Here is a 25369-nt window from a genome sequence, read left to right on the forward strand (position 1 = left end):
CAATAAAAACAAGCAGTTATTCAATCGTTCCAGGTATTTACTGATGGCACTTTGCACGATCGTTCCGCATAAGAGGATTTGTGCATAACGACCGGAGGCCTGATAGCCAAGCAGGTGCATAGCCCGTAGCCAGCAGGCCCTAACCAGCCGGACGCAGCAGCAACCAAAAGACCAGCGCCGCAAGCACCAGTGCAACGCTGCGCCAGAACTGCACCGGGTTGCGCTCCAGCAGCGGCGGGCGCTGCTTGCGCAGGAATTCGGCGCTCGGGTGGCGCAGCTCGTAGAGGAACTCCGACAGCTCGGCGTAGCGCTTGTGTGGATCGGGGTGCACGGCCTTGCGCAGTACGTCGTCGATCCAGGCCGGCACCTCGCGGTTGCTGTCGCGCAACGGCTGGTAAACCAGACGGCCCTGCTCGGCGCGGGTCCGGCATTTGGCCACTTCGGCGCCATAGGGCAGGCGGCCACTAAGTAGGTGATAAGCGATCACCCCCAGGGAGTACTGATCCGAGCGCGGCGAGCCGCTCTCGCCGAGGAAATACTCGGGGGCGGCGTACTGGGCGGTGCCGAGCATCTGGTCGTGCGGAAGGGACTCCCGCTCCTGCAGGCCGGCCACCTGGGCGGAGCCGAAGTCGATCAGCTTGAGGGTGCCGGTGGCGTCGATCAACACGTTGTCCGGACGCAGGTCTTGATGAAGCATTTCCAGGCGATGGAATGCCTGCAGGCCACGGGCGATCTGCTCGACCATATTGCGCACCTTCTCCAGCCCGGGGTTGGGGTTGTCCACCATCCACTGGCGCAGGGTCTGGCCTTCGACGAACTCGCTGACGGTGTAGAGGTAACTCCGCCGGCGCGTCTGGGCAGGCGCCTTGAGCACATGGGCGCTGTCGATGCGGCGGGCGATCCACTCCTCGGTGAGCAAGCGCTCCAGGTGCGCGCGGTCCTGCTGCAAGTCCACCGACGGCGCCTTCAACGCCACCGGCGTATCCCCGTCCAAGGCCAGATACACGTGGCTGCGGCTGCTGGCGTGGATCTCGCGGACGATGCGGTAGCCGTCGAACTCCATACGGGGCGACAGCAACGGCGGCAGCGCCAATTCGGCCAGTTGCCGGTGCAGTTCGTCGGCGTCGCGGCTGGGCAGCGCCTCCACGCGCACCAGTTGCACAGTGAGGTTGTCGTCGCTGCCCCGACTCAAGGCCGCATCCACCAGTGCCCGGGCGGCGTCATCCAGATCGTCGCCGTGGGCGTGGATCAGTTCGACCATGGCGGCCGCCGTCAGGTGCTCGTGCACGCCATCGGTGGTCAGCAGGAACAGATCGCCCACCTCCAGCGACAGGCTGCGGTGATCCAGCTCCAGGTGCGGGGTGATGCCCAGGGCCCGGCTGAGATAACTGGTCTCGCGGGAGACCCACAGGCGATGGTCTTCGGTCAGGCGCTCCAGCTCGCCGTCGCGCAGGCGATGGATGCGCGTATCGCCGGCATGGAACAGATAGGCGGTGGTCGCCTTGAGCACCAGCGCGCTCAGGGTGCACACATAGCCCCGGTCCATGTCGTAACGGTACTGGCTCTGCCGGGTCTGGGCGTACAACCAGGAGTTGGCGGCCATCAGCACGCGGTGCGCGGATTTCTTCACCGACCAGGCGTCGGAAGTGCAGTAGTAGTCTTCGAGAAAGCTGCCGATCGCCGCCTCGCTGGCGATGTGGCTGACGGCACTGCTGCCGATGCCGTCGGCCACGGCGATGGCGATGCCCTTGCTGGAAAGCTGCGGCTCCGGCGGGATGCAGACGCCATGGAAGTCCTGGTTAACCGACTTGAGGCCCTTGGCGGAGTGCTGGCCGACGGAAACGCTGAGTTGCGACATGCCTGCCCTTGCTGGTCACGCAGCCCGGAATCGCTGGGCGAAGAAGACGCGGAAGCCCCTCGACGGGGCTTCCGGCCGGATCAACCGAAGGTGCGCTTCGGCGCGGTCTTCACATGGGTGGCGTAGAGCGTCAGACCGGTGAAGGCCAGGCCACCCACCAGATTGCCCAGGGCGGTGGGGATTTCGTTCCAGATCATGTAGTCCATGACCGAGAAGTCGCCGCCCATGATCATCGCCGAGGGGAACAGGAACATGTTCACCACCGAGTGCTCGAAGCCCATGTAGAAGAACAGCATGATCGGCATCCACATGGCGATGGTCTTGCCGCTGACGGTGGTGGAGATCATCGCGCCGACCACGCCCATTGACACCATCCAGTTGCACAACATGCCGCGCAGGAAGATGGTCAGCCAGCCGGCCAGACCGTACTGGGCATAACCCAGGGTACGCGCCTCGCCAATGTGGGAGATTTTCTCGCCGATCGGTCCCGGCTCGGTGGAGAAGCCGTAGGTGAAGACGAACGCCATCATGAACGCGACGGTCAGGGCACCGGCGAAGTTGCCGGTGAACACCAGGCCCCAGTTCTTCAGCACGCCGCCGACGGTGACGCCGGGGCGCTTGTCCAGCAGGGCCAGCGGGGTGAGCACGAACACCCCGGTGAGCAGGTCGAAGCCCATCAGATACAGCATGACGAAGCCGACCGGGAACAGCATGGCGCCCACCAGCGGCGAGCCGGTCTGCACACTGATGCTCACCGCGAACACGGCGGCCAGGGCCAGGATGGCACCAGCCATGAAGGCACGGATCAGCGTGTCGCGGGTGGACATGTAGATCTTCGATTCACCGGCATCCACCATCTTGGTGGCGAACTCGGCGGGGACCAGGTAGGACATGAGCGTGATCTCTCTCTGAAGGCAGCGGCTAGAGACGGATTTCCACCCGGTCCCCGCAAAGGCGGGCGGGCCAGACTTGTAGTTGTTGTTCCGGGTATTCCACGCAACTGCCGTCGCTCAGACGGAAGTGCTGCTTGTACAGCGGAGAGGCGATCACCAGATCGCCGCCCATCTGGCCGACGATGCCACGGCCGATCACGTTGGCGCCGGACTTCGGATCGCGATTGCCGATGGCGAAGACTTCTTCCTCGGTATCCGGCAGGTAGAACAGCGCCACCTGCTGCCCCTCGACCAGGGCGACCACGCCGGAGTTGGCTACCAGATCGTTGCGCGAGCAGAGCGGCTGCCAGTATTCGGCGATGTTCAGGGCGGTATTGGACTGGCTCATCAGTGGGCCTCCTCGGTCAGCGGGATCAGATGAAGTTCGCCGGAGCGCGCCGGACGGCGCTGTCCGCGTTCCTTGACGAAATGGATATCCGGGTCGCCGCCGTGCTCGTTGACGAAGGTGCGGAAGCGCTTGAGCTTCTCCGGATCGCTGAGGGCGTTGGCCCATTCGCATTCGTAGCGGTCGACCACCAGTTGCATCTGAGCTTCCAGCTCGGCGGCCAGCCCCAGGCTGTCGTGGATGATCACGTCTTTCAGGTAATCCAGGCCGCCTTCCAGCGACTCGCGCCACACCGAGGTGCGTTGCAACTTGTCGGCGGTGCGGATGTAGAACATCAGCAGGCGGTCGATGTAGCGGATCAGGGTCGCGTCATCGAGGTCGGTAGCGAACAGCTCGGCGTGGCGCGGGCGCATGCCGCCGTTGCCGCAGACGTAGAGGTTCCAGCCGTTCTCGGTGGCGATAACGCCGATGTCCTTGCTCTGCGCCTCGGCGCACTCGCGGGTGCAGCCGGAGACGGCGAACTTGAGCTTGTGCGGCGAGCGCAGGCCCTTGTAGCGGTGCTCGATGTCCAAGGCCATCTTCACGCTGTCCTGCACGCCGTAGCGGCACCAGGTGCTGCCCACGCAGCTCTTCACCGTGCGGGTGGACTTACCATAGGCATGGCCGGTTTCGAAGCCGGCGGCGATCAGCTCGCCCCAGATATCCGGCAGCTCGTGTAACTGGGCGCCGAACAGGTCGATGCGCTGACCACCGGTGATCTTGGTGTAGAGGTCGTATTTCTTCGCCACTTGGCCGATGGCGATCAGTCCTTCCGGGGTGATCTCGCCGCCGGGAATGCGCGGCACCACCGAGTAGGTGCCGTTCTTCTGCATGTTGGCCATGAAGGTGTCGTTGGTGTCCTGCAGCGGCACCAGCGACGGGTCCATGATCGGCTTGTTCCAGCAGGAGGCGAGGATCGAACCCACCGCCGGCTTGCAGATGTCGCAGCCGACATGGCCCTTGCCGTGCTTGGCCAGCAGTTCCTCGAAGCTCTCGATGCCTTCCACGCGGACGAAGTGGTAGAGCTCCTGGCGGGTGTAGGCGAAGTGCTCGCACAGGCTCTTGTCCACCGCCACGCCACGGGCGGTCAACTCATGTTCGAAGACCTGCTTGAGCAGCGCCGCGCAGCCACCGCAACCGGTAGCCGCCTTGGTGCAGGACTTGATCCCGGCCAGATCGGTACAACCACCATCGATGGCCTCGCAAATCGACGCCTTGCTGACGTTGTGGCAGGAGCAGATGGTGGCGGTGGCGGGCAGCGCATCGGCGCCCAGCGCGGGAGCGCCCTCGCCCGCCGGCAGGATCAGGCTGGCCGGATCGGCCGGCAGCTCGATGCCGTTCTGCGCGTACTGCAGCAGGGTGTCGTAGTAGCTGTTGTCGCCCACCAGCACGGCGCCGAGCACCTGCTTGCCGTCGGCGGAAACCACCAGGCGGCGGTAGCTGGCAGTGGCCTCATCGATGTAACGGTAGCTCTTCGCACCCGGCATCGCGCCATGGGCGTCGCCAATGGAGCCGACGTCCACGCCGAGCAGCTTGAGCTTGGTCGACATGTCCGCGCCGAGGAAGGGCGAACCTTCCAGGCCACACAGCTCGGCGGCCACCAGGCGGGCCATCTGGTAGCCCGGGGCAACCAGGCCGAAGATGCCGCCGTTCCAGGCCGCGCATTCGCCGATGGCATAGATGTGCTCGTCGCTGGTCAGGCACTGGTCGTTGATGTTGATGCCGCCGCGCGGGCCTAGCTCCAGGCCGCAGGCGCGGGCAAGCGCGTCCTGCGGGCGGATGCCGGCGGAGAACACGATCAGATCGGTCTCGAGGAAATCCTCGCCGGCGAAATTCATCCGGTAGCGGTAGTCCTCGCCAGCCGTGATCGACTGAGTCGCCTTGGACAGGTGCACGCCGACCCCCAGATCCTCGATACGCTTCTTCAGCGCAGCACCGCCGAAGTCATCCAACTGGACCGGCATCAAGCGCGGCGCGAACTCCACCACGTGGGCCTCCAGGCCGAGGGACTTCAGCGCATTGGCCGCTTCCAGGCCGAGCAGACCGCCACCCACCACCACGCCACGTCGCTTACCCTTGGCCGCCGCACGGATCGCATCGAGATCGTCGAGGGTGCGGTAGACCAGCCGCGACTTACCCTCGGCACCTTCGATCGGCGGCACAAAGGGATAGGAACCGGTGGCCAGCACCAGCTTGTCGTAGCCGAAGCGACCCTTGGCGGTGATCACCTCACGCTTGGCGCGGTCGATCTCCAGCACCTGGGCGGACAGGTGCAGGGTCAGGCCTTCCGCGTCATAGAGGGAGGCCGCGCTCATGGCCAGGGACTCGGCATCGCGGCCGCCGAAGTACTCGGACAGGTGCACGCGGTCGTAGGCGCGCTGCGCTTCCTCACCGAACACGTCGATCCGGTACTGCTCCAGGGCGCCATTGGCGAGCAACTGCTCGATGCAGTGATGGCCGACCATGCCGTTGCCAACGACGATCAGCCTTTGCTTGTCAGGAGTAGAGGCAACTGTGGTGTTCATAGCGTTTCCCGGCCTGGCCCAATCAGGTTTATCCGCGGCAAAAAAAAGCGCCTGGAAACCTCGCGGTTTCCAGGCGCCTTTGCCTGTTCTGTCGATGCCGTCTGAGCACCGTCTCGCCCATGCCTATGCTGGCTGTCGATCGCCTTTGACCGATTGGGCGGACCCAACTGAGTGGGTTTGCCATGAGCCTTGCAGCAGTTGTGCCAGGCTCGTCACATTTTCCGGAAGCCCCCATCTGGCAAGGGTTGGGAAGCTACGGCCGGCCTCGGGCACTGCGCACAGAAATGAACTCGAACAGTGCAGAGACACATGACGCGCCCCGAACTGAAGCAGAAAAAAGCAGGAAATCGTCCCCAGCCCGGCAACGAAACAAGCCGACTCCAACCCCTCGCCCCGTTGTTACGCGTGAAGACGAACTTCGGGAAAGGTTGCCCACAAAACCTGTGGATAACTCTGTGTGCACTTTCTGGGCAACCCTCGCAAAGGCAGGCCACCGCTAGCCCCGTACACACTGACGCTTTTCTGAGCACCCTCTATAAAAAGCAGAAAAAACAATCGATTAGAGACAAATTGTCGCATGCACCGGCAGTGATCGACGCCATATTTTTGAGTTCTACGGATTTGTGAATAAAGACCGGAGCGCTGATAGCGAAGTCAGCGTATGGCGCGTCGCCATGGTATTGGGCAGATAGCCGGACAGGGATGCTCCAGCACCATGAGGTCGATGGGGAAGTCCATCGCGCTTTTCATCGGCGTCGCCGCCGTCAGGGTGACGAAGGTTGCAGCCAGGCTCCAGACGCCCAGGCCGTTGCAGCTGTCGTAGTCGATCTTGGTCAGGTAGTACGGCATGTACGACCCGCCGCGCGGGTTGAAGCGCTTGTATTGCAGTTCCAGGTACGCCGGCGTGGTGTATTCGAAGTAGAACCCCGGGCACGCCGGCAGGAAGTAGTTCATCCGGTACTTGCCGTCGTTGTCGGTCACCGCGTAGCCGCCGGTGATGAACCCGCCCAGGGTCACCGGGACGCCCGGCAGCGCGCCGTAGATCTTGTCGTCGGGCTTGCGCCGCAGGGTGTCGGCCACCCGGCCGTCCTGGCCGAAGAAACCCACCCGCAGGCCGATGGTGTTGGCCGTCTGGTGCAGCAGGTCGCCCGCTTCCGACAGCAGCAGGGACTGGCTGGACGAGGATACCGTCACGCCGTCCTTGATCGACAGTTCCAGCAGGATCAGGTCCTTGCCTTGCGCGCTGAACAGTTGGCTGTCCGGGCGCACCACCACGGTCTTGGTGATGCCCATCAGCTCGGGTTTGTCGATGGCCTTGCCGTCCACCGTCCGGAAGCTCGTGCCGCGGTATTGCTGCGCGGTCATGACGCGGCTTTCCGGGTGCTGCTGGCGGACTTCGGCCAGGCGCTGCACCAGCGCCCGGAAGGACGCCGCCGGCATCACCTGGGCCCGCTCGTAGGCGCCCAGCGCTTCGCCGATCTCCCGCGCCTCTCGGCCGCTGCTGTCGTATTCCACGTAGACCGGCCGGTTGTTCGGACCGGGCACGATGGCCCGCGTGTAGACCGCGCCGAACTTGTAGTAGGTCTGCGGGATGTAGATCCCCGGCAGCGAGAGCAGGCCGAAGGCGCGGAGACACTCCAGGGCCGGGGTAGCCTCTTGTGTGGTTGCCGAGCGACCTAGAAATCAGTTGAATGGCACATGCTATTCCACACCAGAGCACCCAATGGTGCTCTGGGTTAATCCCGAATTGTTAAAGAGCATTTACCATGCAGACACAGCCTTGAAAGCTTATAAACGGCAATTCCAAGAACCTTTTTTGATAAGTGCGAGCCGTTCGAAGAGATGAACAATATCTTGGCTAGATCTGTGTTTTATCTTTTCGTTCCCGGCGGAATAGCCGCTTTTAGTGCAAAGCCGTGGCGTCCAGCTCTATCGCTACTAAGCATTTTTACGTTAATTCTGGTGTTCACAGCATCGCGTGCCGTTGCCTCATTTGCAGGGCTCGCCCTACTAGGGCTTTGTATTCTGGCTGCGCACTTATTAGACGTCTTTTATGCGATCCAAGAGCCCACGCTCCGCACGAAACCAAACATCTTTCGTTTTGCTCTTTCCGTTACGATTACCATTGGGATAGTTATATCGATTCTATACTACCGCGCACAAATCCTAGGGATCGACTTCTATTACATCCCTTCCAGCTCAATGGCTCCGACCCTGTTGCCAGGCGATATAGCTCTGGCAAACACATGGATATCCGAAGAAGAGATAAGCCCAGGTGATATCATTGTCTTCGAGCACCCCGACGCTAAAGGTTTTCTCCTTATTAAAAGAGTTATATCCAAAGACTCAAAATCCCTCATTGTTGCAGGTGACAACCGAACCAACAGCCTGGACAGTCGCACATTGGGAAGGATTGCCTTGCCCTTGGTAAAGGCCAAGGCCACCGATATCCTGCGTTCATTTAGCGTCCAGACACTTACTCAGCGAATACCAAACGAAAGCTGAACGACTCTCCTGTAGCTGGAGCCTCACGGCCGAGATAGAGGGCACACAGTCGCTGGCAACCGTGCTGCAACAAATTCTTCTGCTCCTCCGTGAGAGGATCAATGAAATACAATTCCACCCTCCCGCTGAAGAGAGCCGCTTCGGGATTACTCTCAGGATTACGGTGCAGGCTGTAGCTGTCATCAAGGACCGCCAGTGTCTGGCGCAGCAATGTAGGAAAAGCCACTCCTTCTGAGAAGCGCACTATCAGATCGAAGGCTTGTCCCCGGGGGTGTTTCTCAATCTGATATAGCGCCTGTTCCAATTCCAGCGACGGGCACCCGTCGGAGCAGACTTGAAGGGCTACGGCATAGAATAGTCCAGCCGCCCGGTTGGCTGTTCGCAAATAGCCTACCAACTTACCCCCCTCAGAACTGAAAGAACTGAAGACATAGCCAGGCAAAGGAACAGCCACCTCATCCTTAATATGCTTTAGCTTATGATCATAGAAGCGCATTACAGCTTCATCACCAGACAGAACACATATGCCAGCAGCCGTCACGTAATAACCACCTACAGAACAACCCGGCAGCATTTGTTCGACAATTTTATTATCGAAGCGGAAGAGCCTATCCCCCCAGCAAAAGTACCAATCAAAGTCATACACATAGATTTCCGAGACATATCCCGGATAGTGATCGAATGTGAAAAAACCAACTAACTTTTGACTAACCAGATCAAATATTTCGCAGCAAGCCTGGCGATTAGCGTTACTACCAAAAACCAGTATATTACTCCCCAAAATATGTGAGCATTTAATCCTAGTTATAGTGGGGACAAAAAGCGTATCCCAAACACCATTCAGCTTCGAAGCAACAACCCCCACTCCGGATGCTTCAAATACAAAATAGCCCGCCCACATTCCTATATAACTGAGCCCACTTCCAATATAATCAGCAACCTGCGAGCCATCAGCATCCACGACTCGGTTAACTATCCGAGACGAATCCGTCGAGTCATACTCCAAAAAATATTCACCGTAGCGCCCGTTTCGAAATTTATCCCATGAATTCGGTTGCACCAGGCCAAGATGATCGCCATCTAACTCATAAAAAATCTCGGAGCCGCAATTGATACCAACGCGCCCGTTTTTTCTTTGGTAAACATAGGTTATATCTTCACCCAACCTCCACACTTTTTCTAATCCATCGCCGAACTCCCAAAGAAAATCAAATGCCCCAATGAACATCTTTCCATCACAGGGATACTCCATAGAGCCAAAACCAGAAACCATATATCCCACGCCGCCTTGCATTACACTCACTGTGCCACCTCCGACAATTTCGCCCCGATACGAATATATTTTCAGAGCTGGCGAAAACTCCAAATCAACAAAATTATCAATTTCCTTCTTAGATTTTTTATAGCCGCCGCAAGCTCTTCCTTTAGGAACCTGTTCCCTGCATCTCCAAAGACTCGCAATCGCTCATCGTTGCAGGTGACAACCGAACCAACAGCCTGGGCAGTCGCCCATTGGGAAGGATTGCCTTGCCCTTGGTAAAGGGCCAAGGCTATCGATATCCTGCGTTCATTTAGCGTCCAGACACTTACTCAGCGAATACCAGACGAAAGTTGAACGACTCTCCTGTAGCTGGAGCCTCACGGCCGAGATAGAGGGCACACAGTCGCTGGCAACCGTGCTGCAGCAAATTCTTCTGCTCCTCCGTGAGAGGATCAATGAAATACAATTCCACCCTCCCGCTGAAGAGAGCCGCTTCGGGATTGCTCTCAGGATTACGGTGCAGGCTGTAGCTGTCATCAAGGACCGCCAGTGTCTGGCGCAGCAATGTAGGAAAAGCCACTCCTTCTGAGAAGCGCACTATCAGATCGAAGGCTTGTCCCCGGGGGTGTTTCTCAATCTGATATAGCGCCTGTTCCAATTCCAGCGACGGACAGCCATCAACGCAAATCGGAAGGGTCACGGCGTAAAACAATCCTGCCTGACGGTTGGCTGCCCGTAGATATCCTACTAGTCTATCTTCTGCTAAAATGAAAGAACTAAAGACATAACCCGGCAATGGAACAACTACTTCCTCCTTAATATGCCTCAAGCCATGATCATAGAAGCGCATTACCCCTTCATTGCCAGACAGAATACATATGCCTTGCTCCGTTACGTAATAGCCGGCCACAGAGCTTTTCGGAAGAACTCTGTTAATTACGCGACCATCAAAGCTAAAGAGCTCCTCCCCCCACAGAAAGTGCCAATCATCATCATGCAGCAAAGCATTTGAAACAGCCCCACCGCTATAGTCAAAAACAAAGCAACCTATTAACTCGCTACTACCTAGATCAAAGACCTCACACTGGGCCCTGCCGGCCTGATCACTACCAAACAAAAGAATGCATTTACCAAAGCAGCGAACATAATGGATATCCTGAAGGCTTGGGGCAAACAAAAGCTTCCATTCCCCTCTCTCCCAAAAAACAACACCACGCCCGCGCTGATGAAAAATAAAAAGATCTGACCAATCACCTAAAAAAGCCAGTCCCTGCCCAGAAAACTCATACTCAACAGAGGAATCAGAGCGAGTAAGTCTATGTACCACCTTTGAAGACCGCCCCCTTTCGTACTCCCGATAGAAATCCTTAAACTTGCCACATCCGAACTTATCATAAGAGTCCGGAATCACTTCTTCTAGTTGCTCATTAGAAAGCTGATAAAAAATATCTGAAGAACAGCGAAGGCCAATCAGTCCATTCTTTCTCCGATATACAGAAACCACATCCTCTCGAGCCAAGCTCACACTCTCTGATGAGCCAGAAAGCTTCCACAGCATGTCAAAAGAACTAATGAACACACCCTCAGGAAATGAGTCAAGCATAGAACCGAAGCCAGAATAAATATAGCCATAGCCATTATTTACAGAAATCATTGCATCACCTTATCCAAAGTAGCTCCCGCCTGGAACATTCGCTCAATAACCGGTTTAAATTTCTTATCCACAAAGAAATCCACATCTTCCCATGCTTTCGACCTCACCAACGACTCCAACTCAGACTTCAAAGATGAATTTCCTGCATCCTCAAGAATAACCAGAAGCCGCTTCGGCTCAGCCTTAACTTTTTCTACAAGATCATCCACAATTTTCGCGGTATCTCCAGCACGATTTCCGAATGTCCACTGCACATCTAGATCATTCAGATCCTTTGAAAAAGCGCGCTTCAGATCCACGAATAATTGCCCAGCCTTACCATCCTTGGCATCTGCCGCCCCTTTCATCGATGACCACAGATATACCGCCAGCGATGGACCATTGTCCGATTGATTCCAATTTTTCACCTCAATGTACTTGTACTTGTCACCCATCTTCATAACTAGATCATGAACATGAGGCAAGTTTGGGTCATCAAGGAAACGGGCCTCCGCACGAACTAACTCCCAGCCGTCATCCATCATCTTGGTCATCTGGATGAGCGCTTCGGTTGCGCCTCTGGCTTTATTCAAGCCTTGGGTAGCATTTCCGGCGTTACCCATATCGCGGATCATTTCGCTAAGACTACCAAGCGCCTCTTCATGCTTTGTTAGTTTGTCACCATGCTTAGTCGCAATCTTGTCAAAAAGAGAGAAAAAGTCGAGTGTAGTCGAACTACCCCAGCCGCAATCCGAAGGCACACAGTGGAAACGTCGAATAGAATCGACGACATCCTGCCCTGAGCGCCCGGCCTTCTCACCTACATGGGTGGCTAGTATTAGCGCAGTTAGAAATTTATCTTCCGAGACGATCTTGGCAAGCTCATTATTCGAGATTTCGTCAATATTCTCTCCAAACTTTTTAACACCTCTTATAAAAAGCCGAGCAATATTGTCTCTGTTATTCCTATAAGCAGGAGCCCCCTCCGCCGTATAGAGCGCCTTGTTCATGGAATCAATCATTTTCTTGATAGCACGCCCACCTGCCTCGCTTCCCCCAAGCAGTTTCAGCAGTGCATCCTTATCGAGCGCATAGGCCTGTTGTAGATATCCTTCTTCGTCTACCCAGACCAGCGAAGTGACTCCCGCCTTGGCCAAGGCAAAGCGAGCGTAATTCATCATCCCTACTAGATCTTCAGAAGTAATACCACGCAGCGCCTTATAAAGTTCTGCCGCTTCGTCCTTATAAAGGATGACCGCCGCAGTAATTTGCAACAACGGCAGTCCTTTCTTCATGGCAGGCAAAATCTTATCGACGTTGGTGAGGTCGCCCCCCATCTCTTTATCGAGATACTTCGCAAGCGCTGTCATGAATGGACCTTTCATGGTCTTAGCGCCCGCCTTTGCCCCTGCCAGACCAAGATTCACAGGAATACCCACGCCCGCCAAGCTGGCGAGATCCGCTGCGATCCCAAGCCCGGCGAATACATAGACGGGATAATCGAACTTTTGCATATCGTTATCCCAATACATGTATTTACTGTGCAATGCGAAGTCCCTGATATCACCAATCAGGAAAAAGGACGTAATGATGTCGCAAACTGCACTACCAATATTTTCAACATCACCTGTGATGGCTCCTTTCAAGCACTGGGGCCCCAGGACCATCTGCAACTCAACCAGTTTCGTCTGGGTGTACAGGCCGGTCAGCAGACCCAATTCGGCTATGGCAAGGCCACGCTTCCACACGCCCTGCTCGGTCCGAATGACGACCAGCGCTTCCTTCATCTTCGGCAGTATCTTGCAATCCGCCATGAACCGAGCATAGGCCTCCCCGGCACCCATGACCGCACCAAAGTCGTCAAGGGTAGAAGGATTGACTGGCTGACAGTCGTCTCCCGCCGCATAGGCTACCTGCAGAAACCCGGAAGCTCCTCCTCTGTTCTTCCAATAGTCCAGTCGCCGCAGGGTGACGTTCGCAAATAAATTGGTTGGTGCGGCCGAAAGCCGAATAACAGCCTTGCCGCTCGAATCGATGACTGCGCTGGCCTCCAGTTCTCCGCCTTCGAAGGTTGTGATCTTCTCAGATGCCCAGTCATAGAAGGAGAGATCAGAGACTAAAGCATCGATGCCATTGCCCAGAATGGCTTCCTGACTGCCGGTCAGCCCAACTGAAGGAACTATGTCGCCACTCTTATAAACAGCTTCATCCACTTGGAGGATCAACTGCCCCTCGATCAAGTGAACGCCTACTCGATGCCAGACATCGCCAACTACCGGCGCGGTAATTACTTGCTGTGAATCGGTATCTATGTTTCGAGTTACTTTAAGCTGCGATGAACCGTCCCACCTCACCTTGATGCCAGCAGGTCGATAATCGAGGATCTCTCCCGAACCATGCGCCTTCAAGTTGAACACCAGCCCGACGTCTCGAATCTGGCCCATACGCTCATATTCGATGGATATCGTCGAATCCGATTTAAGCGAATAGGCATATGCCAGCTTCTTGAAACGATCAGAAACTCGCTCAGCATTCTTTACGACGGCAGCCACACCTATAACATCGTCTTTCAACGCCCCTTCAACGGGCCGTTCTTGGAACGAGTAATGAAGCTCTGGAAGAAGCGGTGGCTCCAGATAGTCGATCAGGGAAGCCGATACCCTTTCGCCCGGTGCACCACGCACGACAACTGCCGTCTGAGAGGTGTATTCGTACCGCCTTCCTTCAACATCGAAAGCGCCCTTACCCGGCACACCCGAAACCAATACGCGGTCGAGTAATTGCACCGGAGACGAGTCGATTACTTCGAATTCCTTGCGGACTATCTTGTCTGCAATCGTGGCAAAGATTCGCCCTTCACCAATGAAATTCCCTACGTAGACATTAGCTAGCACGGAGTTCTCGGCATTCAGCGGTCGCAGCCGCTCGCCAAGCGAAGCACGAATACCACTGACATCCACCACGAGGCCTTGCAGGTTTCCATAGGTACTGGAAGCCGTGATTTTTGCCGGCACGGTCTGCCCGATTTCTATTTTCGATGGAAAATCGATACTTAACGAAACATCATGGACCATGATGGGGACGGTCTTCTTGACTTCACCCACGGATATATTCAAGTCCTGGTTTCCTGGAGAAAAACCGCCACGAACCCTTATCGTGGCCCGGCCGCTCCGCGTCTCGAAGTCGCCACTAATATCAAGATCTTGGGCTTCGATATTGATGGCGGTTCCGTCTTTCACCAGATTATTGAATTTGTCGCGTACTTCGATTTCGACGACTACCTCACCAAACCCAGTTATCGCCGTCTTCCCCGACTGGGAAACGGTCATATTGCTAGCCGAGCCAGGAACAATCTGGTAGACCAGAGAAAAAAACTTATTCTTCGCGTTGCTCAGGTCAACGGCATATACCTGCACAAGACTTGACGCCAAGGTAGGTAGAGATGCTTTTGTAACAAAGTGCCCACTCATCGACATCTGGCTTGGGGGATCAAACTTGACCGGAAGATTGCTGATGGCCTCCCATCGCATCGCCGTGGGTGTGTCGGGAGCAATGGGATAAATCGCACTATACGGAACTGCAGCTGCATCATCCGCTGACAATTCGACCACCGGTACGGCAGACGAGGGCTCGGGAAACATGAATAGCTGCTCGAAGGCAAACTCCCATAGGCTATTCCCCATATCGTTGTTTGAGAACAGCCTAAGTGTCAGATAGTCCGACTCATCCAAGCCGGCTATGGAGTCCAGATTTTCGAAACGCACTGTTCGATCGCTGCCTACTGCAACTTTGACCTCCGCCCCGCCCAGATCAAGCAGGAGATTTCTTTCCCCCTTGATGTCCCAGGTGTCCAGCATGCCGAACTCAGACGAAATCAGGTCGTATACGAATGCGAGATACTTGTCCCCTCCGCTAATCGTTGGAGATTTATCTTTCAAAACGTCATTGGTATCTCCATCGACGTACTCTCGACGAATCTGCTCAACATTCAATTCATACAAACTGAACTGCAACTCCGGCCGGTACTGCCAGGCGTACAGCGGTTCGGGTTTCTTCAGCTCCAGGTCCGGGTTGTCTTTTTCTGCCTTGCGGTAGGCCTGGCGCGACAGTTCGCTGGCTTCTTCGTCGTGCAGCGGGACTTTCACCGGGACGTAGTGCGTCGGGCGGTATTTGAGGAGGCCGCTGGCCTGGCCGTTGGAGGAGAAGTCCGGGTTGCGGTTGCTCGGCTGCCCGGCCACTTGCAGGTAGAGGTGTTGCTTGGCCAGGATCTTTTCCGGCAGGTGGATGACTTGCACCTGCCGGCCCGGTTTGATGGCGAACTGCGACAGGTTGTTCGCCCCCACCGGGGCCAGTTGGTTGGCCGCGACGATTTTCGCCAGCCGGCCGGTGTAGCCGTAGTCGCCCAGTTCTTCCGGCAGCGGGCTGCCGTCCTGGTCGATCCAGTCGCTGTAGATGGCGATGCTGATGTCGCTGCCCAGGCCCGCGCCTTCGTTGCCGATCAGGTGTTTCTTTTCTTCCCCGCGGGTCATGCCCGCTTCGATCTTGTTCCGCCGTTCGGCCCAGACTTTCAGGTTCGGCGGGCCCATTTCGATGCGTTGGCCGGGGAAGTTCAGCAGGTTGCCGCTGGCCGTCGCCGATTGCAGTTGCAGTTTGACGCTGCCCATGTAGCCGGTCGGGCGGTTGATGGCGATGATGCGCACCACTTCGCCGGCCTTGAGGTGGTTGGCGGTGCGCCGCTGGAATTCTTCCTTGAAGCCGCCTGCGCTCTGCCAGCGGGTGAAGTTGGCTTCGCCCCGGTAGGTGCTCAGGGCGTAGTAGTTTTCCACCGAGCCGCGCAGTTGGATGGTGTAGCGGAAGGCGCCGTCCTGTTCGTCCACCCCGGAGTAGTTCTTGTACAGTTCGTCTTCGTGCAGGCCACGGCGTTCGGCCACCAGTTGGCCGTTGGATTCGCGGAACACGTAGATGTCGGTGTCGCGCAGGTCGTCCTTGCTGATGGTCTTGAGCAGGCCGCGGTCCTGGAAGTCGGGGGCGGTGTCGATCAGGCGGGTGAAGTCCGGTGCGGTTTCTTCGGTGTCGGACGGGACGCCCTCGTGCCGGCTGGACAGGTAAATGCCTTGCAGTTCGGCCTGTTCCAGCGGGGTGGTGACGAAGACGGTTTTCTGTTCGCCGTCTATCTCGCGGGTGACTTTCTTGCCCGGGACCACGTAGTCCGGTGTCTCGTCGCCGTCGAAGTCGTAGCGTTGTTGCAGGTAGCGCCCGCGTTCGGCGGTTTCGCTGCGGTATTCGGTTTTCTCGGCCAGGGTGGCGTTGCGCACCTTGGCCGCGCCGTCCAGCACCATCAGGTCGATGGGAAAGTCCATCGCGCTTTTCATCGGCGTCGCCGCCGTCAGGGTGACGAAGGTCGCAGCCAGGCTCCAGACGCCCAGGCCGTTGCAGCTGTCGTAGTCGATCTTGGTCAGGTAGTACGGCATGTACGACCCGCCGCGCGGGTTGAAGCGCTTGTATTGCAGTTCCAGGTACGCCGGCGTGGTGTATTCGAAGTAGAACCCCGGGCACGCCGGCAGGAAGTAGTTCATCCGGTACTTGCCGTCGTTGTCGGTCACCGCGTAGCCGCCGGTGATGAACCCGCCCAGGGTCACCGGGACGCCCGGCAGCGCGCCGTAGATCTTGTCGTCGGGCTTGCGCCGCAGGGTGTCGGCCACCCGACCGTCCTGGCCGAAGAAACCCACCCGCAGGCCGATGGTGTTGGCCGTCTGGTGCAGCAGGTCGCCCGCTTCCGACAGCAGCAGGGACTGGCTGGACGAGGACACCGTCACGCCGTCCTTGATCGACAGTTCCAGCAGGATCAGGTCCTTGCCTTGCGCGCTGAACAGTTGGCTGTCCGGGCGTACCACCACGGTCTTGGTGATGCCCATCAGCTCGGGTTTGTCGATGGCCTTGCCGTCCACCGTCCGGAAGCTCGTGCCGCGGTATTGCTGCGCGGTCATGATGCGGCTTTCCGGGTGCTGCTGGCGGACTTCGGCCAGGCGCTGCACCAGCGCCCGGAAGGACGCCGCCGGCATCACCTGGGCCCGCTCGTAGGCGCCCAGCGCTTCGCCGATCTCCCGCGCCTCTCGGCCGCTGCTGTCGTATTCCACGTAGACCGGCCGGTTGTTCGGACCGGGCACGATGGCCCGCGTGTAGACCGCGCCGAACTTGTAGTAGGTCTGCGGGATGTAGATCCCCGGTAGCGAGAGCAGGCCGAAGGCGCTGGCCGACGCGGCTCCGCCTCCCAGCATCGCAGCGAGCAGGAAGCGCGGCAGCAGCCCACGGGTCAGGTCGGCGAGTCGGGGAAAGAGGCGTCGGGACATGGCCAGTACATCCATTTCAGGGGCTCTCGCCTTATTCCCAACTCACAGGGAGGAGTTATTGAGTCACTGCAAATCTGAAACCAAAGCAATCCAGTCAGCTTGTTGCAGACGACAACAACTCCGCCACTCGCCTTGGGCTGAAAAACACCTCTTCTTCAGCACAACGATTCCCTCGCACGGCACTTTCTCCGTTTTTAGGCAGCTCGACATAACAATACCCACCGTCCTCAAAGGCCTCCAAGGCCCCCATCACGAACACATTAGCCGCTGTTAATGCCGAGATATAACGCGCAGGGTCCGAATCGCTCCGTAATGGCCAGGCAATCAATACGCGTCCATCATCCAAAACCTTCGCTTTTTCGGGTAATGGTAAAAACTCCAGCGCATTGAACATCGGCCGCCATTGCAGCTCGACATCCTCTTCCAATACGGGTTTCTCGACAGAAAGATTCAACAGCAACTGTGCGCGCTTTTCCTCTTCGCTAATAGACACCAAAACATAGAGGAGACATTCCATGCAATACCCGCCTAATACTTAATCTCACCATTAAAAAAATCAATATGATGTGACAATCCCGAATAAATTTCCTCAACCATCAACTGCAAAGAAGGAGGCAACTGTTTACTGGAATAACGATTGAGAAATTCTAATAGAACGGGGTCACTATAAACCAGCTCAGGATTGTCAGCTTCTCCGGCCAGCAGTGCTGTGAGCCGCTTCCGAAGCGACAGCAAAAACTCCTGACTTGCCGGTAGGTCTTTTACCTTCTCAAATTGAGATTCGACATAATCGAGCATTGTTGCCCCGACAGTCTGAGAAGCTGAAGTACCGTTGTGCAACTTAGCAAAGACCCTTACATAAAGCCTCAAGAAAGGGAATCGGCCGGCCTCCTCTGGATCTTCAAGCCACGGAACCCTTTGGTCAGCCAAACATTCCACAACATAGCGATATCGCTGAATAACTTCCCCCCACTTCTCTTCCTCGTTTGGGTCGAAGTGCACCCGAAAAAGTTCCACCGCATGAGCCGCGCAATAAATAGGGTATTCCCGAAAAATTGAAACAATAAACTCTCTATCGATAGAAGGAGCACACAAACAAATCAATAGCGGCTCCATTGCGCGCATTGCCTTTTCATGTTCCTCAGGCAATAACCCCTGAAAAAATAGAGTCTTCAGATACGGAGCATAATCCTCAGGAAGACTTATCAACCACTCCCGAACAAAAGACACCAACTCCTTATAATAGAGTTTTCTTCCTTCTGAATTCAGCGCGCAACTCTCATCAAAAACACGTCGTGTAGCTTCAATATGCTGACTCACAAGACCCTCCGAATCCCACCTTTTCGGCAATTTCCTCACCCTTTTCCTGGATGATCTCCATTACCTCATCTTCAATATCCAAATGAAATACAGCTTTTACCTTATCCACCCATGACTCGACAGCCTCAATACGCTCTTGAATAGCATCCAAGCTATCAACATAGCGCTTTATTTGCTGCATCTGCTCTGAAGAGTAGCCCATTCTCCCCATAACTTCCCGGATAAAATAGTCATCAAGATCATCCAAAGTATCTAGCAGATCCTGCGCAACTGGGTCTCGAAAGATGGCCGGAATCTGAGTAGTTTCGAATGCTCGCTGTTTAACACCCTTACTATCCAAACCCAACAGCTTTCGAAAATCTCTTTCTTCTATAGGAGGTTTAGCAAAATGCTCTTTCAAAAGCCCTAAATATGTTCCCGACTCACCGCGCACACCAGTTGTCATTGGATACCCATTGCCCGCAACCTTCTTTCCTGCAACAGGTCGTTTATAACGAATTAATTTCGGCTTCCATTTCTGAAACCTCCAGTGCATTCCCCCTGCGAGACCAATACGTTCACCGTCACTATCAAGTCCATAAGCTGCAATTCTATCTAGCACAAATTGCTTATGGTACTCGTTACTGCCCGAACGTTTCTCTTCCAAATCGCCCCTTTCAATGGCAAAACGCTTAGCGGCATTAAAAGCAGGAAACCTCTTAAGGAATTCATCTTTGCGGGGTAACTGTTGATCATCCCCACGGTAAGAGGGAGCAGCCTGTACCGATTTCAATTCGATCCATACATTGGCAGATGAACCTTTCAGTTCGATATCAGGCTTACGTATAAGTTCATGACGACCATAAAGCGGAACCTTAACCGGCCTATCTAGCTCTACAATCTTTTTACCCATGGCCTGATAAAATGCAATCATCACAATCTCATACATATTGCCATGACTAAAATTAAATATTCGGCAGTTATAACCTCCTTCCTCCTGTAATGTTTCCTCTATATTAATCACTCCATCACCGCCGTTCTCCAGCGCTAACCGTCCAGCAAAAAGAGCCAAGGTACTCCAGAATTTCGCACGAGCATCTGAGTTCTCTGTCTTTAGGGCCTCACTCTCGATCTGATCGTAGAGATAACCAGCAGCAAGCAAAAAAACCATCGGATGCACTCGGTAATTGGACTTACCCAAGGCAAACTTGACCAGATTCCTAGCTGCATTTTTACCTAATTTAACAGCCAGCTTCATGGCGACTCGTACCATCAACCGCAAAATGATTGGTGCGGCCAACGGTAAAGCAGCGTGGCTTTTCTGTATCAAAAGGCTAGTCGGGTCCCAAGCAGTAACCACCTGCTGATTACCCCCAAATAAGCTTGTACGAATTTCATAATTTGAACTGGCCAAACTCTCGTAAATAGTAGAAAGCTGCTCACGCAAGGCTCCAGGATCGCTCGCGAAATCTGGACTAATGGTAGCGAAATCGGACAGCCACTCACCGAACTGCGCCCCATTCAGTCGGCACGGATTGACGGGTACCTTGAGCGCGTCATCAAGCACATACTCCACGTTTGACGTGCAGCTCTGCTCAACATCCGGGGTTGGTGGTTGGAAAAGAGCCCAACCATTAGCTGGCATTGCCATCCAGTCCAGCCAAAGCTGTAGATCTTTTGCATCGCGTACGGATTGGTATACCAAGTCTAGGGAGGCTGAATTAGCGGCAATCATCTCTGACATGACAAGAACGCCCACCATGCGCTTGTAACCTTCGGACAAGCCAGAGGATTGGCGCTGTAGGATCACACTATGAAGCTCATCGATATAACCGGAGATGAATTCGGAAGGTAGCTGGCCTTTGAGGAACTCAATCATGACCTGCCGATGCGGTATGAGGTGTCGACCCTCGGGCAGGCTGGTGAACACGTCGAACAATGCAGCAGCCTTGCTATTGTCGGCCACCGAGCTTTGCAAAATATTTGAGGCAAGCGCGACCTGTGGCGAAATCGCACTGACCGATCGCACATCACGACCCAAGACAGCTCGAACATCATCTAAGTTGACTCCCTTCAACTCCAGAATTGGAGTCAGTAGGCTCAACGCAGCGTTCTCCTCATACAGCGCAATTGTCACTTGATTGTCAGCTACCAGGAGCGGAACCTGCCGAACCGGCCCTCCCAACGAAGTGGTTACCGAAGTCACCCGCAGATTGCCACGACCATTCTCATCCAAGGTAATGAGCTGATTCTGTGAGCTTCCGTTCACTTGCAGCAGAGGCTCTGCCCCTCGCTTACTGACATGGAGCTGCCTCAGTAATGCGCCTTGCGTAGCCAAGATGCGTATATCTCTTTCTGCCGATGCTATGACGCCTTCGTCCAGCTCAACGAACCCCGTGCGCTCACCCAGTTGGTAATCAAGGCGACGCCCTTGGATTGTCAGGCGTAGTTCGCGGGGCGCCAACGCCCCTGGAAGTTCAACCTTATGCTCTTTGAACTGGCCATCAGCGGACTTGTAGGTAATAACCAACTCATTATCAAGCTGCTCAAGAACAAACAGGTCCTTCCAAGAAAATAGATGTCCAGCCTTGGCCAACTCATAAGTCAGACTGATATCTATCCCGCCTTCTGAGGCTGCTTGCTCAAGTGCTTCGGTCCCTTGTAGTACGAGCGGATACCCCTTGTAATTGAGGGCAGCGGGTAAATTATCAAACGCACTCAGCTGATATCGAAAACCCGTGGACAGGGCAATCAGACGCCCTCCTTGAACGAAATGCCCACGTTCCATATCACTGGGCGTGAGGGAGACCAGGGTCTCTTTGTTCGGGTTAGCAAAATTTCCTAGCTTAATTTCTATACTCTCTCCCGGTTGCCCCTTGATAATAAGGTCATCGGTGTGGAGTACCGGCACCTGCAATAGCTCGCCATTCATGCGTCGGTAGGACAGCTCGCCACTTCGTGCCCCTACAACCAATGCAACAGACTTCTTATTAACAAATCGCCCATTCAGGTCAGGAAGTACCTTGTAGGCCTGAACACTACGATCACCTGTACCATCGCTAAAAGATACCGTTGCATTTCCAGGCACGTACCCTGTGTGCCATCGATAGATCAGCTTGTTATTCTCAATCTTTCCAACTGAATCAAGAAGCAGTCCTTTATCGACTTCAACCTGAAAATTTTCTGGCTTGAAATTCTTTATGTCCAAACCTTCGAGGGAGAATGAAAGAGCAACTTCTGTATTTTCATAGACATCCTTAACTTCGGGTTTGGCACGGAACGATCCGACGTTATAGGAAAACTTCTTTTCGATACCATTGACCCGGACGACTAGATAATTATCCGAGCCTGGATTCCTGGCCCCTTGTATAACAGCTCTAGCCCTACCACTGATAAGGGAGGCACCATCCTTCAGTAAACGACCCTGCCCTTCGATTGCAAAATCGGCGCTGGCCCCCTGAAGCACTTCATTACCGTAACGATCTGTCACAACGATGTCAGCTACCAGCTCTCCAATACCTCCACTGAACAAACCACCAGAGAAACTAGCAGTGATTTGTGCCGCCTCTCCCGGCACAACAATTATTTCTTTGTAATAAGCCTTGGCATCGCCGTCTCGCAATGTTGCATATACACGTCCGCGACTACCAGCAGAGGTGGGCATGGTGACCTTTGACGTAAATATTCCCGTATCGTCAGATGTAGTGACCTGTGGAGACATCGACCCGGCACCATCTACGCTCCAAACTACAGTCTCCGGCTTCTTAGCGGATTCCTTGCGCGTATAATATCCGGCCAATATTGCCATCATCTCTACCTGAGGATGATCCGCACTGACATAATAATACTCGCCACGATCATTAATCTCGTCGTCCGCATTGGGAAATACGCTTAGATATTCAAACGCCCACTCCAGCAAAGTATTCCCTTGGTCATTATTTGAATAGAGCCGGACCGCAAGAAAATCATCGACATCCAGAAAAGCCAAATGTTCCAAATTCTCAAACTTTAGCGCCTGATCCCTACCAAAGGTCACCTTCACCTCTTCCTCACCTACGGCAAGGACAAGTTCCTTTCCTCCCGTATAGCTCCAAGCCTCCAATTCACCGACTTCTGGTTTAAGCAGATCATAGAAAAACTCCAGTAATTGATCAGAGCTTGCTATCGTCGGTTTCTTGTCTTGGTAGATAAGATCAATACGCTCTTTGGCGTCGATCTTACGAACCTCCTTCACATTCAACTCATACAAACTGAACTGCAACTCCGGCCGGTACTGCCAGGCGTACAGCGGTTCGGGTTTCTTCAGCTCCAGGTCCGGGTTGTCCTTTTCTGCCTTGCGGTAGGCCTGGCGTGACAGTTCGCTGGCTTCTTCGTCATGCAGCGGGACTTTCACCGGGACGTAGTGCGTCGGGCGGTATTTGAGGAGGCCGCTGGCCTGGCCGTTGGAGGAGAAGTCCGGGTTGCGGTTGCTCGGCTGGCCGGCCACTTGCAGGTAGAGGTGTTGCTTGGCCAGGACCTTTTCCGGCAGGTGGATGACTTGCACCTGTCGGCCCGGTTTGATGGCGAACTGCGACAGGTTGTTCGCCCCCACCGGGGCCAGTTGGTTGGCCGCGACGATTTTCGCCAGCCGGCCGGTGTAGCCGTAGTCGCCCAGTTCTTCCGGCAACGGGCTGCCGTCCTGGTCGATCCAGTCGCTGTAGATGGCGATGCTGATGTCGCTGCCCAGGCCTGCGCCTTCGTTGCCGATCAGGTGTTTCTTTTCTTCGCCTCGGGTCATGCCCGCTTCGATCTTGTTCCGCCGTTCGGCCCAGACTTTCAGGTTCGGCGGGCCCATTTCGATGCGTTGCCCGGGGAAGTTCAGCAGGTTGCCGCTGGCCGTCGCCGATTGCAGTTGCAGTTTGACGCTGCCCATGTAGCCGGTCGGGCGGTTGATGGCGATGATGCGTACCACTTCGCCGGCCTTGAGGTGGTTGGCGGTGCGCCGCTGGAATTCTTCCTTGAAGCCGCCTGCGCTCTGCCAGCGGGTGAAGTTGGCTTCGCCCCGGTAGGTGCTCAGGGCGTAGTAGTTTTCCACCGAGCCGCGCAGTTGGATGGTGTAGCGGAAGGCGCCGTCCTGTTCGTCCACCCCGGAGTAGTTCTTGTACAGTTCGTCTTCGTGCAGGCCACGGCGTTCGGCCACCAGTTGGCCGTTGGATTCGCGGAACACGTAGATGTCGGTGTCGCGCAGGTCGTCCTTGCTGATGGTCTTGAGCAGGCCGCGGTCCTGGAAGTCGGGGGCGGTGTCGATCAGGCGGGTGAAGTCCGGGGCGGTTTCTTCGGTGTCGGACGGGACGCCCTCGTGCCGGCTGGACAGGTAGATGCCTTGCAGTTCGGCCTGTTCCAGCGGGGTGGTGACGAAGACGGTTTTCTGTTCGCCGTCTATCTCGCGGGTGACTTTCTTGCCCGGGACCACGTAGTCCGGTGTCTCGTCGCCGTCGAAGTCGTAGCGTTGTTGCAGGTAGCGCCCGCGTTCGGCGGTTTCGCTGCGGTATTCGGTTTTCTCGCCCAGGGTGGCGTTGCGCACCTTGGCCGCGCCGTCCAGCACCATCAGGTCGATGGGAAAGTCCATCGCGCTTTTCATCGGCGTTGCCGCCGTCAGGGTGACGAAGGTCGCAGCCAGGCTCCAGACGCCCAGGCCGTTGCAGCTGTCGTAGTCGATCTTGGTCAGGTAGTACGGCATGTACGACCCGCCGCGCGGGTTGAAGCGCTTGTATTGCAGTTCCAGGTACGCCGGCGTGGTGTATTCGAAGTAGAACCCCGGGCACGCCGGCAGGAAGTAGTTCATCCGGTACTTGCCGTCGTTGTCGGTCACCGCGTAGCCGCCGGTGATGAACCCACCCAGGGTCACCGGGACGCCCGGCAGCGCGCCGTAGATCTTGTCGTCGGGCTTGCGCCGCAGGGTGTCGGCCACCCGGCCGTCCTGGCCGAAGAAGCCCACCCGCAGGCCGATGGTGTTGGCCGTCTGGTGCAGCAGGTCGCCCGCTTCCGACAGCAGCAGGGACTGGCTGGACGAGGACACCGTCACGCCGTCCTTGATCGACAGTTCCAGCAGGATCAGGTCCTTGCCTTGCGCGCTGAACAGTTGGGTGTCCGGGCGCACCACCACGGTCTTGGTGATGCCCATCAGTTCGGGTTTGTCGATGGCCTTGCCGTCCACCGTCCGGAAGCTCGTGCCGCGGTATTGTTGCGCGGTCATGACGCGGCTTTCCGGGTGCTGCTGGCGGACTTCGGCCAGGCGCTGTACCAGCGCCCGGAAGGAGGCCGCCGGCATCACCTGGGCCCGCTCGTAGGCGCCCAGCGCTTCGCCGATCTCCCGCGCCTCTCGGCCGCTGCTGTCGTATTCCACGTAGACCGGCCGGTTGTTCGGGCCGGGTACGATGGCCCGCGTGTAGACCGCGCCGAACTTGTAGTAGGTCTGCGGGATGTAGATCCCCGGCAGCGAGAGCAGGCCGAAGGCGCTGGCCGATGTGGCTCCGCCTCCCAGCATCGCAGCGAGCAGGAGGCGCGGCAGCAGCCCACGGGTCAGGTCGGCGAGTCGGGGAAAGAGGCGTCGGGACATGGCCAGTACATCCATTTCAGGGG

12 protein-coding genes are annotated in these 25369 nt (G+C 56.1%); 1 reads left to right on the forward strand and 11 read right to left on the reverse strand.

The features are described from left to right. Positions 1-139: 139 nt before the first annotated feature. The 5 genes from PIN01S_RS11885 to PIN01S_RS11905 form a co-directional block, all read right to left on the reverse strand. Positions 140-1858 (reverse strand): bifunctional protein-serine/threonine kinase/phosphatase, encoded by a 1719-nt coding sequence (locus PIN01S_RS11885; protein ID WP_084335882.1) that lies wholly within the window; start codon positions 1856-1858, stop codon positions 140-142. 80 nt (positions 1859-1938) lie between these two features. After that, positions 1939-2751 (reverse strand): formate/nitrite transporter family protein, encoded by an 813-nt coding sequence (locus PIN01S_RS11890; RefSeq protein ID WP_084335883.1) that lies wholly within the window; start codon positions 2749-2751, stop codon positions 1939-1941. Positions 2752-2779: 28 nt separating this feature from the next. After that, on the reverse strand, positions 2780-3139 hold the full coding sequence (nirD, locus tag PIN01S_RS11895) for a nitrite reductase small subunit NirD (protein WP_084335884.1): 360 nt from the start codon (positions 3137-3139) through the stop codon (positions 2780-2782). Beyond that, on the reverse strand, positions 3139-5700 hold the full coding sequence (gene nirB, locus PIN01S_RS11900) for a nitrite reductase large subunit NirB (protein WP_084335885.1): 2562 nt from the start codon (positions 5698-5700) through the stop codon (positions 3139-3141). Before nirB ends, nirD begins: the two co-directional genes overlap by 1 nt. 654 nt (positions 5701-6354) lie before the next feature. Continuing rightward, the gene (locus PIN01S_RS11905) at positions 6355-7245 is read right to left on the reverse strand and encodes a hypothetical protein (protein WP_084335886.1); all 891 of its coding nucleotides are present in this window, start codon (positions 7243-7245) and stop codon (positions 6355-6357) included. A 297-nt stretch (positions 7246-7542) separates the two neighbouring features. On the opposite strand from PIN01S_RS11905, the gene PIN01S_RS11910 reads away from it, so the two are divergent. Beyond that, positions 7543-8205 carry a S26 family signal peptidase gene (locus PIN01S_RS11910; RefSeq protein ID WP_084335887.1) on the forward strand — a complete coding sequence of 221 codons (663 nt, stop codon included), beginning with the start codon at positions 7543-7545 and terminating at the stop codon, positions 8203-8205. Here the strand turns inward: PIN01S_RS11910 and PIN01S_RS26350 are convergent. The 6 genes from PIN01S_RS26350 to PIN01S_RS11945 all read right to left on the reverse strand — a co-directional run bounded on the left by PIN01S_RS26350 (position 8177) and on the right by PIN01S_RS11945 (position 25361). After that, entirely contained in the window at positions 8177-9508 is a 1332-nt protein-coding gene (locus PIN01S_RS26350; RefSeq protein ID WP_139809700.1) for a hypothetical protein, read from the reverse strand. The genes PIN01S_RS11910 and PIN01S_RS26350 overlap by 29 nt on opposite strands. A 283-nt stretch (positions 9509-9791) precedes the next feature. Continuing rightward, positions 9792-11120, reverse strand: a complete 1329-nt coding sequence (locus tag PIN01S_RS26355; RefSeq protein ID WP_139809701.1) for a hypothetical protein — start codon at positions 11118-11120, stop codon at positions 9792-9794. Then, the gene (locus tag PIN01S_RS11930; RefSeq protein ID WP_084335891.1) at positions 11117-17464 is read right to left on the reverse strand and encodes a hypothetical protein; all 6348 of its coding nucleotides are present in this window, start codon (positions 17462-17464) and stop codon (positions 11117-11119) included. Before PIN01S_RS11930 ends, PIN01S_RS26355 begins: the two co-directional genes overlap by 4 nt. Before the next feature lie 79 nt (positions 17465-17543). Further along, positions 17544-17966, reverse strand: coding sequence for a hypothetical protein (locus PIN01S_RS11935; RefSeq protein ID WP_084335892.1), 423 nt, complete (start codon positions 17964-17966; stop codon positions 17544-17546). Positions 17967-17977: 11 nt separating this feature from the next. Beyond that, positions 17978-18769 (reverse strand): hypothetical protein, encoded by a 792-nt coding sequence (locus tag PIN01S_RS26360; RefSeq protein WP_139198652.1) that lies wholly within the window; start codon positions 18767-18769, stop codon positions 17978-17980. Next, positions 18753-25361 (reverse strand): hypothetical protein, encoded by a 6609-nt coding sequence (locus PIN01S_RS11945; protein ID WP_084335894.1) that lies wholly within the window; start codon positions 25359-25361, stop codon positions 18753-18755. Before PIN01S_RS11945 ends, PIN01S_RS26360 begins: the two co-directional genes overlap by 17 nt. Between the last annotated feature and the right edge of the window lie 8 nt (positions 25362-25369).

Origin of the sequence: Pseudomonas indica NBRC 103045 (genome assembly GCF_002091635.1) — a bacterium.
GTDB classification, from domain to species: domain Bacteria; phylum Pseudomonadota; class Gammaproteobacteria; order Pseudomonadales; family Pseudomonadaceae; genus Pseudomonas_M; species Pseudomonas_M indica.

Excerpts from the sequence above, each read along its gene's own strand:
- PIN01S_RS11885 (WP_084335882.1), bottom strand. The coding sequence starts at position 1,858 with ATGTCGCAACTCAGCGTTTCCGTCGGCCAGCACTCCGCCAAGGGCCTC.
- PIN01S_RS11890 (WP_084335883.1), bottom strand. The coding sequence starts at position 2,751 with ATGTCCTACCTGGTCCCCGCCGAGTTCGCCACCAAGATGGTGGATGCC.
- nirD (WP_084335884.1), bottom strand. The coding sequence starts at position 3,139 with ATGAGCCAGTCCAATACCGCCCTGAACATCGCCGAATACTGGCAGCCG.
- nirB (WP_084335885.1), bottom strand. The coding sequence starts at position 5,700 with ATGAACACCACAGTTGCCTCTACTCCTGACAAGCAAAGGCTGATCGTC.
- PIN01S_RS11910 (WP_084335887.1), top strand. The coding sequence starts at position 7,543 with ATGAACAATATCTTGGCTAGATCTGTGTTTTATCTTTTCGTTCCCGGC.
- PIN01S_RS26355 (WP_139809701.1), bottom strand. The coding sequence starts at position 11,120 with ATGATTTCTGTAAATAATGGCTATGGCTATATTTATTCTGGCTTCGGT.
- PIN01S_RS11930 (WP_084335891.1), bottom strand. The coding sequence starts at position 17,464 with ATGGATGTACTGGCCATGTCCCGACGCCTCTTTCCCCGACTCGCCGAC.
- PIN01S_RS11935 (WP_084335892.1), bottom strand. The coding sequence starts at position 17,966 with ATGGAATGTCTCCTCTATGTTTTGGTGTCTATTAGCGAAGAGGAAAAG.
- PIN01S_RS11945 (WP_084335894.1), bottom strand. The coding sequence starts at position 25,361 with ATGGATGTACTGGCCATGTCCCGACGCCTCTTTCCCCGACTCGCCGAC.